Annotated in this window: 9 protein-coding genes; 8 read left to right on the top strand and 1 reads right to left on the bottom strand. The window is 68.8% G+C overall.

The window, feature by feature from the left end:
- Positions 1 to 2 precede the first annotated feature (2 nt).
- Complete coding sequence (locus tag AB0927_RS04560) at positions 3 to 3,806, bottom strand: GH92 family glycosyl hydrolase (protein ID WP_366666022.1); 3,804 nt, start codon at positions 3,804 to 3,806, stop codon at positions 3 to 5.
- A 383-nt stretch (positions 3,807 to 4,189) separates the two neighbouring features.
- Here AB0927_RS04560 and ngcE point away from each other — a divergent pair, with 383 nt between their 5' ends.
- From ngcE to dxs, 8 genes are all read left to right on the top strand, one after another.
- Positions 4,190 to 5,632, top strand: a complete 1,443-nt coding sequence (gene ngcE / locus AB0927_RS04555) for an N-acetylglucosamine/diacetylchitobiose ABC transporter substrate-binding protein (RefSeq protein ID WP_366666021.1) — start codon at positions 4,190 to 4,192, stop codon at positions 5,630 to 5,632.
- 29 nt (positions 5,633 to 5,661) lie between these two features.
- Entirely contained in the window at positions 5,662 to 6,588 is a 927-nt protein-coding gene (locus AB0927_RS04550) for a sugar ABC transporter permease (RefSeq protein ID WP_366666020.1), read from the top strand.
- 4 nt (positions 6,589 to 6,592) lie between these two features.
- A complete protein-coding gene (locus tag AB0927_RS04545; RefSeq protein ID WP_366666019.1) occupies positions 6,593 to 7,516 on the top strand; it encodes a carbohydrate ABC transporter permease in 924 nt (307 codons plus the stop codon).
- Positions 7,517 to 7,718: 202 nt separating this feature from the next.
- A complete protein-coding gene (locus AB0927_RS04540) occupies positions 7,719 to 8,930 on the top strand; it encodes an ROK family transcriptional regulator (protein WP_366666017.1) in 1,212 nt (403 codons plus the stop codon).
- A gap of 132 nt (positions 8,931 to 9,062) precedes the next feature.
- The gene (locus AB0927_RS04535) at positions 9,063 to 10,154 is read left to right on the top strand and encodes a substrate-binding domain-containing protein (protein ID WP_366666016.1); all 1,092 of its coding nucleotides are present in this window, start codon (positions 9,063 to 9,065) and stop codon (positions 10,152 to 10,154) included.
- Between the two features lie 248 nt (positions 10,155 to 10,402).
- On the top strand, positions 10,403 to 11,194 hold the full coding sequence (locus AB0927_RS04530) for an ATP-binding cassette domain-containing protein (RefSeq protein ID WP_366666015.1): 792 nt from the start codon (positions 10,403 to 10,405) through the stop codon (positions 11,192 to 11,194).
- Positions 11,195 to 11,256: 62 nt separating this feature from the next.
- Complete coding sequence (locus AB0927_RS04525) at positions 11,257 to 12,540, top strand: sugar ABC transporter permease (RefSeq protein WP_366666064.1); 1,284 nt, start codon at positions 11,257 to 11,259, stop codon at positions 12,538 to 12,540.
- A 201-nt stretch (positions 12,541 to 12,741) separates the two neighbouring features.
- A complete protein-coding gene (dxs, locus tag AB0927_RS04520; protein WP_366666014.1) occupies positions 12,742 to 14,670 on the top strand; it encodes a 1-deoxy-D-xylulose-5-phosphate synthase in 1,929 nt (642 codons plus the stop codon).
- The last annotated feature ends 107 nt before the right edge of the window (positions 14,671 to 14,777 follow it).

The following is a 14,777-nucleotide window of genomic DNA, read 5'->3' as shown; positions in this document are numbered from 1 at the left end:
GGTCAGGCCAGCAGTTCCACCTCCGCGAGCGTCGCCGAACTGTCCAGCAGCAGCCGGTACTTGGCGTACGTGCCCGGTGAGGCGATGGTGAACGCCCTGGTCTGCCGGTCCCAGGTGAAGGTCTCGCCGGAGCGGTGGTCCAGGGTTCGCCAAGTCGTGCCGTCGGTGGAGCCCTGGAGGGTCCAGCCGGTCGGTGCCTTGGTGTGGTCGGCCGCCGACGTCAGCGTGTACTGAACGGGGCGCACGGCCCGACTCACCGGCAGGGCGACGGAGTCGACCGTCTCCTCCGTCGCCGAGGTGTTGTCGAACAGCGGGCCCTCGCCCGTGAGGACGTCCGCCCGGGGCGTCGGCGCCCGGTCGTCCCGCGTGATCGAGACCGGACCCGCGTCCTTGCCACTGCCCCAGGCGGAGGGCCGGGGCCCCATGGTGAACGTCAGCTCCCCGCCCTCGGCCAGCAGCGAGTGGGGCAGCGAAGTCGACCTCCAGGGGCGGCCGTTGACGGTCACCTTCTGGACGTACACGTTCTTCGCGCTGTTCTCCGGCGCGTTCACCACCAGGTCGTGCCCGTTCTCCAGATGCACGGTGGCCTTCCTGAACAGCGGGGAGCCGATGGAGTAGTCGCCGCTGCCCATGACGAGCGGGTAGAAGCCGAGCGCGGAGAACAGGAACCAGCCCGACTGCTCGCCGTTGTCCTCGTCACCGAGATAGCCCTGCCCGATCTCGCTGCCGAGGTAGAGCCGGGACAGGATCTGCCGCACCGCCGCCTGCGTCTTCCAGGGCTGCCCCGCCGCGTCGTACATGTACGGGACGTGGTGCGCGACCTGGTTGGACTGCCCGAGCATGCCCATGCGCACGTCCCGCGCCTCGGTCATCTCGTGGATGACCCCGCCGTAGGAGCCGACGAACTCCGGCGATGCAGTCTCCGGCGTGGCGAAGAACTCGTCCAGCTTCTGGGCGAGTTGGTGTTTGCCGCCGTACAGCCCGGCCAGGCCCCGGGTGTCCTGCGGGACGCTGAAGGCGTAGCCCCAGCCGTTGGTCTCCGTGTAGTCGTAACCCCACACCCGGGGGTCGTAACTTGCCTGGTTCTGACGCCAGTTACCGCTGGTGTCCCTGCCCTGGAAGAAGCCCACCCGGGGATCGAAGAGACTGACGTAGTCGCGGGCCCGGTTGAGAAAGTAGTCCGACTCCTCCCGGTAGTGCTTCTCGCCCGTCTTCCCGTACAGCGCCTCGCCCATCCGGGCGATGCCGTAGTCGTTGACGTACCCCTCCATCGCCCAGGACAGCCCCTCGGCGGTGTCGGTGCCGGTGTAGCCGAGGAACGGCGAGGTGCTCATGCCCTTGCGGCCCACCCCGGACGACGGCGGGACCACCGTCGCGTTCTTCAGCGCCGCCGCGTACGCCGCCTTCGCGTCGAACCGCACCCCCTTGACATAGGCGTCGGCGAACGCGACGTCCGACGAGGTGCCGGTCATCAGGTCCGCGTAACCGGGCGAGGACCAGCGCGAGGTCCAGCCACCGTCCTTGTACTGCTGCACGAAGCCGTCGATCAACCGGCCCGCCTGCGTGGGCGTCAGGAACGAGTACGCCGGCCATGTCGTCCGATAGGTGTCCCAGAAGCCGTTGTTGACGTACACCTCGCCGTCCACGATCTTCGCGCCGGTGCGCGTCGGGGTGTCCTGGCCCCGCGCCGGGGAGAACGGGGAGGCGTACCGGTCGGCGCCGTCCACCTTCTCGTAGCCCGAGTTGGGGTACAGGTACAGCCGGTACAGGCTGGAGTACAGCGTGGTGAGCTGGTCCGGCGTGGCGCCCGCCACCTCGACCTTGCCGAGCAGCCGGTCCCAGGTGCGCCGCGCCCGCGACTTCACGGTGTCGAAGGAGGTGCCGTCCGGGATCTCCTGACGCAGGTTGGCCTTCGCCTGGTCGACGCCGATCAGCGAGGTCGCCAGGCGCAGGGTGACCGTGTGGCCGGCGCCCGTCGCGAAGCGCAGCCAGCCCTTCACCCCACGGGCGGACCCGTCCGTCACCGGTCTGTCGAACACGCCGTACACGAAAAGCCGCGTCGCGCCGGTCGACAGGCTCGACCTGACGTCCGAATAGCCGGTGACGGTGCCGTGCTCCTTGTCGAGGGTCAGGCCCGCCTGCGCGGTGACGTTGTCGAACAGCACGCTCGCGTCGGCGCCGGGGTAGGTGAAGCGCAGCGCCGCCGCGTGGTCGGTCGGCGCCATCTCCGCCCTGAGCCCGTTCTCGAACCGGACGCCGTAGTAGTACGGCCGCGCCGTCTCGTTCTCGTGCCGGAACGCCAGCGCGCGCGCCTCGCGGCCGGTGTCCGGGGTGCCGGACGCGGCCGACGGCATCACCTGGAAGGTCTGGCGGTCCCCCATCCACGGGCTCGGCTCATGGCTCGCGGCGAACGCCTGGATGGTCGGCAGATTGGCCTCGTTGTTCGCATGTGCGTACTCGTAAAGCCAGCTCAGCGAAGACGCGTTGGTCACCGGCGTCCAGAAGTTGAAACCGTGCGGCAGCGCGGTCGCCGGGAAATCGTTGCCACGCGAGAAACTGCCGCTGGAGTTCGTGCCGCGCGTGGTGAGCGCGTAGTCGGAGAGATGCGCTTTCGGGGTTTCGGGCGCGACCGGTTTCAAAGACACGTCGTCGATCCAGCCGCGGAACTTCGCCGGGCCGCCGGGGGAGTCGTACGCGACCAGGATCCGGTCGACCGTCTTCCCGGCCGCGACCGACCCGATCCGCGAGACGACGTCGTTCCACTGGTTGACGTACAGCGACTTGGAGTCGCCCTGCCCGCGCGGCGACAGCGGGAACCCGTGCTGGTCCAGCGCGCCCAGGGCGCTGAGGTAGGTGCCGTCGGTGAAGGCCAGGTCGAGGGAGACGTTCGTGGCGTCGTAGTCCCGGTCTCCGTCGGCCATCGACGGGAAGATCCGGTAGGACAGCCGCGTGTCGCGGCCGACCCGCACATCGACGTCGAACACCTTGTTGTACGAGTACGCGCGCCCGTCCGCCGTGTGCCGCCCGGCGTAGCGCAGCGCCCTGGTCCCGGTGAACCCGGCCCGTGCCTTCGCCGTCGGCGAGGCGGTGGGGCCCCGGTCGACCAGCGTGCGCATGTCCCGTGGCACCGGGCCGCCGCTGCCGCCCGTGGAGAACTGCACGTCGGCGAGCTGGAGGAGGTCCGGGGCGCCGTTGTTCCGCGTCACCTCCAGACGGAAGTGCCGGTACCCGGCCGGCTGCGGCAGCTCGTACGACTTGGTCTGGAACCGCTCGGGGAAGGTCTCGCCGGAGCGGGTGTCGAGGGTCTTCCACTTCTTGCCGTCGGCCGAGCCGAGCAGCGTCCAGTCCCGGGGGTCGCGCCCGGCGTCGTCGTTGGCCGACGTCAGCGCGTACCTCCGCACCTCTGCGGGCCGGTCCAGGTCGAACTCCGCCCAGCCGCTGGGCCGGAGGACCAGCCACTTGGTGCCGGGCTCGCCGTCGGCCAGGTTCTCCGCGACCTCGCCCGCGCCGGTGTTCTCGCCGCTCGCCCGGACCTCGGTGACGCGGTCGTTCACATTGCCCGGTAGGCCGGTGCTGTAGCCGCCGTCCACGCCCGAGGCGCGCGGGGTGCCGCCGGGGCCGGTGTCGACCGTGTCCAGCCAGTCCGGCGCGGGGTCCCCCGCCTCGAACGAGGACGCGAACTCCCGGCCGGCCGCCGGGGCGTGGGCGGGCAGTGCGACCGCGGCGCCCCGCGCGCCCGCGGCCATGACGAAGGCGGCCGTGAGGACGGCCGCCCGGACCCATCTGTGCCGAGTTCTCCGCTGCATGTACGGAATTCCCTCCGTGCGCCATTGCGGACAACGTTGTCAGAAACGGGGCACAGGAACCAAGTAGGTGATCAAGTGGCGAGCCGTGTCAAGGGGGTTGGGCGTGTCGTTCGCGGGGCTGATGTCGTGCCGATTTCCCGGAGGCTTCGTGCGGCCCGGTCCCGTGTCCGTGAGGTCTCAACTCGGAAAAGACCCGCCGGGAACCCTGTATTCGATCTTGCTCCGCTGACGGGAAATGGACTATACCTGTCGGCGCCCGGTACAAGAGCAATCCCGGCAGTACATGCACGAAGAACTTCCTGCACCACCCAGCTTGACCCGAACGCGGTGCCGGGCAGGATCCGGTTCACCGCCTGAGTCCTGGAGAAGGCGAGGACTTGAGCATGGGATCCACTGCGCACGACCGTGAGGGTGTCGGCCGCCGAGAACTGATCAGGCGGTCCGCCGCGCTCGGCCTGGTCGCCGTTCCGGGGATGGGCCTGTTGTCCGCCTGTGCGAGCAGCGGCGGCGACGGCCAGAGCAAGGCCAAGGCCGGCGAGAAGACCACCAAGAACCCCCTCGGCGTCAACAACACCGCCAAGATGGAGTTCGTCCTCTTCGACGGCGGCTTCGGCAAGGAGTACGCGCAGGACGCGGTCAAGATCTACGAGAAGGACTTCCCGAAGGCCACGGTGAAGTTCGCCGCCACCCAGAAGATCCAGTCCACCCTCCAGCCCCGCTTCAACCAGGGCAACCCGCCGGACCTCATCGACAACTCCGGCGCCGAGCAGATGGACATGGGCGTCCTGGTCGGCAAGAGCCAGCTCACCGACCTCACCCCGCTCCTGGACGCGCCGTCGTACGACGACCCGAACAAGAAGGTCCGCGACACGCTGCGCCCCGGCATCGTGGAGATGGGCCAGTTCGACGGCAAGCCGGTGTGGATCCTGTACTACGCCTACACGGTCTACGGCGTCTGGTACTCGCAGAAGGCCCTCGACTCGCTCGACGCCGAGTACCCGAAGACCTGGGACGAGATGCTCCAGGTGTGCGCCAAGGCCAAGAAGAAGGGCATGGCGGGCTGGACGTACGCGGGCAAGTACCCGTACTACATCCCCTTCTCGCTCTACCCGATGATCGGCAAGGTCGGCGGCCGCGATGTCCTCGACGCCATCGACAACCTGGAGCCGAACGCCTGGAAGCACCCGGCGGTCAAGGCGTGTTTCGAGGCGTACTACGAGCTGTACAAGAAGGGTTACGTCCTCAAGGGCACGCCCGGTCTCGACCACATCCAGTCGCAGACCGCGTGGGCCAAGGGCGAGGCGCTGTTCATCCCCAACGGCTCCTGGGTGGAGAACGAGTCGGCGAACGTCATCCCCAAGGACTTCGACCTCGCCGTCTCCGCGCCCACCGGCATCGACAGCAGCGACAAGATGCCCTTCGGCACCATCTGGGCCTCCGGCGGCGAACCGTTCATCGTGCCCTCCAAGGCCGCGAACCCCGAGGGCGGCATGGAGCAGCTCCGCATCATGCTGTCGGAGGCGTCCTCGAAGAACTTCACCGCCAAGGTGAAGTCGCTGACCGCGTACAACGGCGGCACCAGCGGCATCGAGCTGACCCCGGGCCTGAAGTCCGGCGTGGCGGCGCTCCAGCTCGCCGGCGCCAACGTGGTCAACCCCCGCCTCCAGGACTGGTACGTGCAGTTGGAGAAGGAGAAGATCGGCGTGGGCGCGCTCGGCGAGATGATGGCCGGCCGCATCACTCCGGCGGAGGCCATAAAGAAGATCCAGGGCTTCGCCGACGAGGCGGCCAAGGACACCACGATCAAGCACTACAAGCACCAGTAACCAGCACCCCCGAGCGCACCGGAGTGGCGATGCAGCACGGCAAGTACCGGTTCATCGTGGGGTTTTTGGCAGTGCCCCTGGGACTGTACGCGCTGTTCGTGGTGTGGCCGTTCATCCAGTCCATCTACTACTCGTTCACGGACTGGACCGGCCTGAGCCCCGAATTCAAGATGGTCGGCTTCGACAACTACAAGAGGATGCTCGACGACGACATCTTCTGGAAGTCGTTGCAGCACAGCCTGCTCTTCGCCCTGGTGCTACCGGTCGTGACGATCAGTCTGGCGCTCTTCTTCGCCTTCATGATCAATGTGGGCGGACGACGCAGAAGGGGCGGCCCCGCGATCACGGGTGTGCGGGGCTCCTCCTTCTACAAGATCGTTTATTTCTTTCCGCAGGTGCTGTCCATCGCGATCGTGGCGCTGCTGTTCCAGTTCGCGTACAACCCGGACAGCGGGGCGATCAACTCGCTCCTGCGCGGCATCGGACTCGGCCACCTCCAGCCCCTGTGGCTGGGCGATCCGAGCCTCGCCCTGTGGTGTGTGATGGCGGTGCTCGTCTGGTCCACGACCGGCTTCTTCGTGGTCCTGTTCTCCGCGGGCATGGCCTCGATCCCGGCCGAGCTGTACGAGGCCGCGCTGATCGACGGGGCGAGCCGCGCCACCACCTTCTTCCGCATCACCCTGCCCCTGCTGTGGGACACCGTGCAGTCCGGCTGGGTCTACATGGGCATCCTCGCGCTCGGCGCCGAGTCGTTCGCCGTCGTACAGATCATGACGACCGGTCCGGGCGGGCCCGACTACTCGACCACGGTGCTGGTCCTGTACGTGTACCAGAAGGCGTTCCGGGACGGTCAGGCCGCCTACGCCACCACCATCGGCGTCGCCCTGCTGGTCGTCACGCTCGCGTTCGCGGCGATCGTGATGCGGCTGGGCCGTCGCGAGCGGCTGGAGTTCTGAACCGATGAAGACGACCGAGACCCCCGCTCCGCTGCCGGCCGAGTCCGGTGGACCCGTCTCCAAGGTGGACCTGCCGGTTTCGAAGCCCGGCCGCCGTAAAAAGGAGGGCGGCGTCCTCAACGTCTTCTCGCACGGCGTGCTGGTCGTCTGGGCGATCATGGTGGTCCTGCCGCTGCTGTGGGCGGTGATGACGTCCTTCAAGAACGACAGCTCCATCTTCGGCTCGCCCTGGGCGCTGCCGGACCGGCTGCACTTCGAGAACTGGGCGCGGGCCTGGACCGACGCCAACATGAGCGACTACTTCCTCAACACCGTCCTGGTGGTCGGCGGTTCGCTCATCGGCACCCTGGTGCTCGGCTCCATGGCCGCCTATGTGCTCGCCCGCTTCGACTTCCCGGGCAACCGGTTCATCTACTACCTGTTCATCGGCGGCATGAGCTTCCCGATCATGCTGGCCCTGGTCCCGTTGTTCTACGTGGTGAACAACATGGGCCTGCTGAACACCATCCACGGGCTGATCCTGGTCTACATCGCGTATTCGCTCCCGTTCACCGTCTTCTTCCTCACGGCCTTCTTCCGCACCCTGCCGACCTCGGTGGCGGAGGCGGCGTTCGTGGACGGGGCTTCGCACACGCGTACGTTCTTCCAGATCATGCTGCCCATGGCCAAGCCCGGTCTGATCAGCGTGGGCATCTTCAACTTCCTGGGCCAGTGGAACCAGTACATGCTGCCCACGGTCCTCAACACCGACCCCGACAAGAAGGTGCTCACCCAGGGGCTGGTCCAGTTGGCGGTCAGTCAGGGCTACAAGGGTGACTGGTCGGGGCTCTTCGCGGGCCTGGTGATGGCCATGCTGCCGGTGCTCGGGGCGTACATCGTCTTCCAGCGGCAGGTGGTCCAGGGGCTCACCGCGGGGGCGCTGAAGTAGCCCGCCCGGCCCAGCGGGGGTGACGCCTCGTAATCATCGTGCGCACGCCGTCCGGCCTCCGGGCGGCGTGCGCCGTTGTGGCGGATGCCCCGGATCCGGGTCAACCTCTTGACGGGAGTCGCCCCGAACGGCTCAGCTTAGAGTTCACTAGTTGGACATACATGGGGCCCCGCCGAAGCGGCCCCCCGCTCAGGAGGTCGTCGTGGAGACTCCAGGGTCGCAGTCGTCACTGCACCGAGCCAACCTGGAGCGGGTGGTACGGGCCGTCCGGCTGGCCGGTTCCCTCACACAGGCGGAGATCGCGCGGAGCACCGGCCTGTCCGCCGCCACGGTCTCCAACATCGTGCGGGAACTGAAGGACGGCGGGACGGTCGAGGTCACCCCCACCTCCGCGGGCGGGCGCCGGGCCCGCAGCGTCAGCCTCAGCGGGGACGCGGGCGTCGTGATCGGCGTCGACTTCGGCCACACCCACCTGCGCGTCGCCGTCGGCAACCTGGCCCACCAGGTGCTGATCGAGGAGGCCGAGCCGCTGGACGTGGACGCCTCCGCGGCCCAGGGCTTCGACCGGGCCGAGGAACTGATCAACCGGCTGCTCAGGGCCACCGGGGTCGACCGGTCCAAGATCGCGGGCGTGGGCCTCGGCGTGCCCGGCCCGCTGGAGCTGGAGTCCGGCACCCTCGGATCCATCACCATCCTGCCCGGCTGGGGCGGCACCAAGCCCGCCGCGGAGCTGCGCGAACGCCTCGGCGTGCCGGTGCACGTGGACAACGACGCGAACCTCGGCGCCCTCGGCGAGCTGGTCTGGGGCAGCGGCAAGGGCGTGCGCGACCTGGCCTACATCAAGGTCGCCAGCGGCGTCGGCGCCGGCCTGGTGATCGACGGCAAGATCTACCGGGGGCCCGGCGGCACCGCGGGCGAGATCGGGCACATCACCCTGGACGAGTCGGGGCCGGTCTGCCGCTGCGGCAACCGCGGCTGCCTGGAGACCTTCGCGGCCGCCCCCTACGTCCTCCCGCTGCTCCAACCGGGCCACGGCCCCGGCCTGACCATGGAAGGCGTCGTACGGCTCGCCCGGGAGGGCGACCCGGGGTGCCGCCGGGTGATCGCCGACGTCGGCCGCCACATCGGCAGCGGTGTTGCCAACCTGTGTAATCTGCTGAACCCCAGCCGAGTGGTCCTCGGCGGTGATCTCGCGGAGGCCGGCGAGCTGGTTCTGGGGCCCATCAGGGAGTCCGTGAGCCGCTATGCGATCCCCAGCGCGGCCCGCCAACTCTCGGTTCTCCCAGGGGCACTTGGGGGCCGTGCGGAGGTGCTGGGCGCGCTCGCGCTCGCCCTGAGCGAGATGGGTGATTCGGCGCTTCTGGACGGTTCTGCCACCGGCGCTCCGGCTGTGTCCACGCCTGCCTTCACTTAGATAACGGATGGCACCGTTGCCATCTCGTTAAGAATTTACTTCTTGACGTCGTACGCGTGGCCGAGTTGACTCACCACCACCTCGGCCGCAGTGCGGCCCTGTCAGGGAGGCACCCCAACAATGAACGCAACGATGCGTAGAGTCGTCATTGGCACCGCCGCTGTTTCCATGGCCCTTTCGCTGGCCGCCTGTGGTAAAGCGGGCGACAACAAGAAGAGCGACGACTCCTCCAGCAGTGGTTCCGGCGGCAAGACCATCGGCCTGCTGCTCCCCGACAGCGTCACCGCGCGCTACGAGAAGTTCGACAAGCCCTACTTCGAGGCCAAGGTCAGCGCGCTCTGCTCGGACTGCAAGGTCGAGTACGCGAACGCCGCCGGTGACGCCGCCAAGCAGGCCCAGCAGGTCAGCAGCATGATCACCAAGGGTGTCAAGGTGATCGTGGTCAGCGCGCAGGACTCCGCCGCCATCAAGTCCTCCATCCAGACCGCGGTCAACAAGGGCATCAAGGTCGTCGCCTACGACCGCCTCGCCCAGGGCCCGGTCTCGGCGTACGTCTCCTTCGACAACGTCAAGGTCGGCGAGCTCCAGGGCCAGGCGCTGGTCGACGCGCTCGGCTCCAAGGCCACCAAGTCGTCGAAGGTCGTCATGATCAACGGTGACGACGCCGACCCGAACGCCGCGGAGTTCAAGAAGGGCGCCCACAGCGTCCTCGACGGCAAGGTCGACATCGCCTACGAGCAGTCCGGCCTGTGGCAGGACACCGTCGCCGCCCAGAAGATGAAGGCGGCCATCACGCAGCTCGGCGCCAAGAAGATCGCGGGCGTCTACTCCGCCAACGACGGCATGTCCGGCGGCATCGCCACCACGCTCAAGGGCTCCGGCATCAGCGGCATCCCGCTGACCGGCCAGGACGCGGAGCTCGCGGGCATCCAGCGCATCGTCGCGGGCACCCAGTCCAGCACCGTATACAAGGCCTTCAAGCCGGAGGCCGAGGCCGCGGCCGAGGTCGCGGTCGACCTGCTCCAGGGCAAGAGCATCTCGTCCGTCGCCACCGTGACGAAGACCAGCGGCTCCGGTGACAAGGTGCCCTCGCAGCTGCTGACCCCGGTGTCGGTCACCAAGGCCAACATCAAGGACACGGTGATCAAGGACAAGCTCTACACCGTCCAGGACATCTGCACCGCCGCCTACGCCAAGGCCTGCAAGGCCGCCGGTCTCGAGTAAGCACTTGAGCGTCGCTCGGGCCAGGCTCGCAGAGCCGCCCGGGCCCTGACCGCCTCAGCGGTCACGCGAAACCTGTCCGACGCCCGCCCCGGCCTTCGTACCCCGCTGCCGGGGCGGGCGTCGGACGGATCCCGTTGCCGCCGGCAGCGGATTCGCCCCTGTTCATTCTGTAAGCCGCGTGCTGCATGCACGCTCCTCCGCGCCCGACCCCCCGGCGCGGAATTCCCGCCGGTCAGGCGGCGAAGGAGATGGTTCACGTGTCCGCTACGCCCGTGCTGGCGTTGCGCGGAGTCTCCAAGCGATTCGGTGCGGTCCAGGCCCTCACCGATGTCGAACTGGAGGTCCACGCCGGAGAAGTGGTCGCCCTGGTGGGCGACAACGGCGCAGGAAAGTCGACCCTGGTCAAGACGATCGCGGGTGTCCACCCCATCGATGACGGCGTCATCGAATGGGACGGCAAGCCGGTCAGCATCACCAAGCCGCAAGACGCCCAGGGACTCGGCGTCGCGACCGTCTACCAGGACCTCGCCCTGTGCGACAACCTCGACGTCGTCGGCAACCTCTTCCTCGGCCGCGAGCTGCTGCACTACGGCGCCATCGACGAGGTCACGATGGAGAAGCAGGCCCGTGAGCTGCTGAGCACGCTCTCGATCCGGATCCCGAGCGTGCGCATCCCGATCGCGAGCCTCTCCGGTGGTCAGCGCCAGGTCGTGGCCATCGCCCGCGCCCTGATCGGCGACCCGAAGGTGGTCATCCTCGACGAGCCCACCGCCGCCCTCGGCGTCGAGCAGACCGCACAGGTCCTCGACCTGGTCGAGCGGCTGCGCGAGCGCGGCCTCGGCGTCATCCTCATCAGCCACAACATGGCGGACGTCAAGGCGGTCGCGGACACCGTCGCCGTCCTGCGCCTGGGCAGGAACAACGGCTCCTTCCCCGTGAAGAGCACCAGCCACGAAGAGATCATCGCCGCGATCACGGGAGCCACGGAGAACGCCGTGACTCGTCGTGCGGAGCGTCGCAGCACGGAGGCGGCAAAGTGAGTGACACGTCCAAGACCGTGAAGGACGAGGGCTCGTCCGAGGCCGAGAAGGCCGACACCGCGGTGGAGACCCCGGAGAACGCGGCCCCCGCGGAGGACCCCACGGCCGCCCCGGTGCCCGTCGTCGACCCGCGCCTGCTGGTCCGCGAGGAGGGCCTCAAGGGTTACCTCACCGAGTTCAAGCGCAAGGTGAAGGGCGGCGAACTGGGTTCGCTCCCGGTCTTCGTCGGCCTGATCGTCATCTGGACGATCTTCCAGCTCAAGAACAGCCTGTTCCTCAGCGCGGACAACCTGTCCAACATCAGCTACTTCCTGTCGGCCACCGGCATGCTCGCCATCGGCCTGGTGTTCGTGCTGCTGCTCGGTGAGATCGACCTCTCCGTCGGCTCGGTCAGCGGCCTGTCGTCCACCGTCTTCGCGACCTTCGTGGTCAGCCACGGCATGAACCCCTGGCTGGCCTTGGTCCTGACGATCGTCACGGGCATCGTCATCGGCGCCGTGCACGGCTGGTTCTTCGCCAAGATCGGTGTACCGGCGTTCGTGGTGACCCTGGCCGGCTTCCTCGGCTGGAACGGCCTGATGCTGTGGCTGCTCGGCTCCAGTGGAACGATCAACATCCCGTCGGACTCCGGCCCTGTGCACATCTTCGGCCAGAACTCGTTCTTCATGGACCAGGCCATCGTCGGCGCCTACCTGCTGGCGGGCCTCGGTGTCGTGCTGATGCTGGTGGGCTCGTTCAACGAGCAGCGCCGCCGCCGGGCGGCCGGGGTGCCCTTCCGGCCCACCAGCGAGATCCTGTTCCGAGCCGGACTGCTCGCGGTCGCGTCCTTCGCCGCCGCGGCCACGCTGAACAACGCCTCCGGTGTCTCCAACGCCCTGGTGATCTTCCTCGCCGCGCTGGTCGTCGTCGACTTCGTGCTCCGTCGTACGAAGTACGGCCGTAAGGTCTTCGCGGTCGGCGGTGGCATCGAGGCGGCGCGCCGTGCCGGTATCAACGTGCCGCTGGTGCGGATCAGCGTGTTCGCCATCTCCGGTGGCTTCGCGGCCCTCGGCGGCATGTTCTTCGCCGGCCAGACGTCGAGCGCGACGCTGAACGCGGGCGGCGGCAACACGCTGATGCTCGCCATCGCCGCCGCGGTCATCGGCGGCACGAGCCTCTTCGGCGGTCGCGGCTCGGTGTGGTCCGCGCTGCTCGGCATGCTGGTCATCCAGTCGATCCAGACCGGTCTCGACCTGCTGAACATGAACACCTCGATCCAGTACATGATCACCGGTGCGGTGCTCCTGGGCGCGGTGGTCATCGACTCCGTGTCCCGCAAGAGCCAGAAGGCGGCCGGGCGCGCCTGAGGCCGCCCGCGATCCGCACGGCTGTGCCCGGCACCGACACAGGTGCCGGGCACAGCCGTGCCCCGGTGCGGGATCGGCCGTCTCCGCCGGGCACAGCCGTTCGAGCCACGACCCACCGCCCGCGCACCGGCCGCTCGGGCGGAACATTAGACTCGTCGAGCCCGGCGAAAGCTCGATCAGCTCTACTGCAAGGAGGCACGGGTGCCGCTGCTGACCCGCATCAGGGGACCGCGCGATCTGGACCGGCTCAGCCTGGAAGAGCTGGACCAGCTGGCAGGTGAGATCCGGACCTTCCTCGTGGAGGCCGTCTCCAAGACCGGCGGACACCTGGGCCCCAACCTCGGCGTGGTCGAGCTCACCATCGCCCTGCACCGGGTCTTCGAGTCCCCGAAGGACAAGGTGCTCTTCGACACCGGCCACCAGTCCTACGTGCACAAGCTGCTCACCGGCCGCCAGGACTTCTCCCGGCTGAAGATGAAGGGCGGCCTGTCGGGCTACCCCGCGCAGGCCGAGTCCGACCACGACGTCATCGAGAACAGCCACGCCTCCACCGTGCTCGGCTGGGCCGACGGCATCGCCAAGGCCAACCAGCTCATGAAGCGGGACAGCCACGTCGCCGCCGTCATCGGCGACGGCGCGCTGACCGGCGGCATGGCCTGGGAGGCGCTCAACAACATCGCCGCCGCCAAGGACCGCCCCCTCGTCATCGTCGTCAACGACAACGAGCGGTCGTACGCCCCCACCATCGGCGGACTCGCCAACCACCTGGCCACCCTGCGCACCACCGACGGCTACGAGCGCTTCCTCGCCCGCACCCGCGAGGTGCTGGAGAAGACCCCCGTCGTCGGCAGGCAGCTCTACGAGACGCTGCACGGCGCCAAGAAGGGCCTGAAGGACTTCATCGCCCCGCAGGGCATGTTCGAGGACCTCGGCCTGAAGTACGTCGGCCCGATCGACGGCCATGACATCGAGGCGCTGGAGTCGGCGCTGACCCGCGCCAAGCGGTTCGGCGGCCCGGTCATCGTGCACTGCCTCACCGAGAAGGGCCGCGGCTACCAGCCCGCCCTCCAGGACGAGGCCGACCGCTTCCACGCCGTCGGCCGGATCCACCCGGACACCGGCCTGCCGATCGCCGCCTCCGGCGCCGACTGGACCTCCGTGTTCGGCGAGGAGATGGTCCGGCTGGGCGAGGAGCGCGAGGACCTCGTCGCCATCACCGCGGCCATGCTCCAGCCGGTCGGCCTCGACCGGTTCGCCAAGCGCTTCCCCGACCGGGTGTACGACGTGGGCATCGCGGAGCAGCACGGCGCCGTCTCCGCCGCCGGCCTCGCCCACGCCGGCGTCCACCCCGTCTTCGCCGTCTACGCCACCTTCCTCAACCGCGCCTTCGACCAGGTCCTGATGGACGTGGCCCTGCACAAGTGCGGCGTCACCTTCGTGCTCGACCGGGCCGGCGTCACCGGCACCGACGGCGCCTCCCACAACGGCATGTGGGACATGTCGATCCTTCAGGTCGTGCCGGGCCTCAGGATGGCCGCGCCGCGCGACGCCGACCAGGTGCGGGCCCAGCTCCGCGAGGCCGTCGCCGTCGAGGACGCGCCGACCGTGGTGCGCTTCTCCAAGGGCGCCGTCGGCCCCGCCGTCCCCGCCGTCGGCCGCGTCGGCGGCATGGACGTGCTGCGCGAGGCGGGCACCGAACGGCCGGACGTGCTCCTGGTCTCCGTCGGCGCCCTCGCCCCGATGTGCCTGGAGATCGCCGCCCTGCTCGACAAGCAGGGCATCTCCACCACCGTGGTCGACCCGCGCTGGGTCAAGCCGGTGGACGAGGCGATGGCCCCGCTGGCCGAACGGCACCGGGTCGTCGTCACCGTCGAGGACAACAGCCGGGTCGGCGGCGTCGGCTCCACCATCGCCCAGGCGCTGCGCGACGCGGGCGTGGACGTGCCGCTGCGCGACTTCGGCATCCCGCCGCGCTTCCTCGACCACGCCTCGCGCGCCGAGGTGCTCGCCGAGATCGGTCTCACCGCGCCGGACATCGCCCGGCAGGTCACCGGCCTGGTCGCCAGGCTGGACGGCCGGTTCGACCGTACGGCGGACGCGGTGGAGTCCGTGGAATCCGCGCGCGACTAGGAACAGCGCCTGTGACCGGGCCGGTTCCGCCGCTCCTCGCGGTGGCGGAACCGGCCCGCGTGCGTAAGCCTGCCTGTCACGGGGCACTCGCGTCCCGTTCCTCTCGA

Source organism: Streptomyces sp. NPDC048106, from assembly GCF_040706415.1.
GTDB lineage: Bacteria > Actinomycetota > Actinomycetes > Streptomycetales > Streptomycetaceae > Streptomyces.
This window is presented reverse-complemented; position numbering and strand designations above follow the sequence as displayed.

Excerpts from the sequence above, each read along its gene's own strand:
- AB0927_RS04560 (WP_366666022.1), bottom strand. The coding sequence starts at position 3,806 with ATGCAGCGGAGAACTCGGCACAGATGGGTCCGGGCGGCCGTCCTCACG.
- ngcE (WP_366666021.1), top strand. The coding sequence starts at position 4,190 with ATGGGATCCACTGCGCACGACCGTGAGGGTGTCGGCCGCCGAGAACTG.
- AB0927_RS04550 (WP_366666020.1), top strand. The coding sequence starts at position 5,662 with ATGCAGCACGGCAAGTACCGGTTCATCGTGGGGTTTTTGGCAGTGCCC.
- AB0927_RS04545 (WP_366666019.1), top strand. The coding sequence starts at position 6,593 with ATGAAGACGACCGAGACCCCCGCTCCGCTGCCGGCCGAGTCCGGTGGA.
- AB0927_RS04535 (WP_366666016.1), top strand. The coding sequence starts at position 9,063 with ATGCGTAGAGTCGTCATTGGCACCGCCGCTGTTTCCATGGCCCTTTCG.
- AB0927_RS04530 (WP_366666015.1), top strand. The coding sequence starts at position 10,403 with ATGGTTCACGTGTCCGCTACGCCCGTGCTGGCGTTGCGCGGAGTCTCC.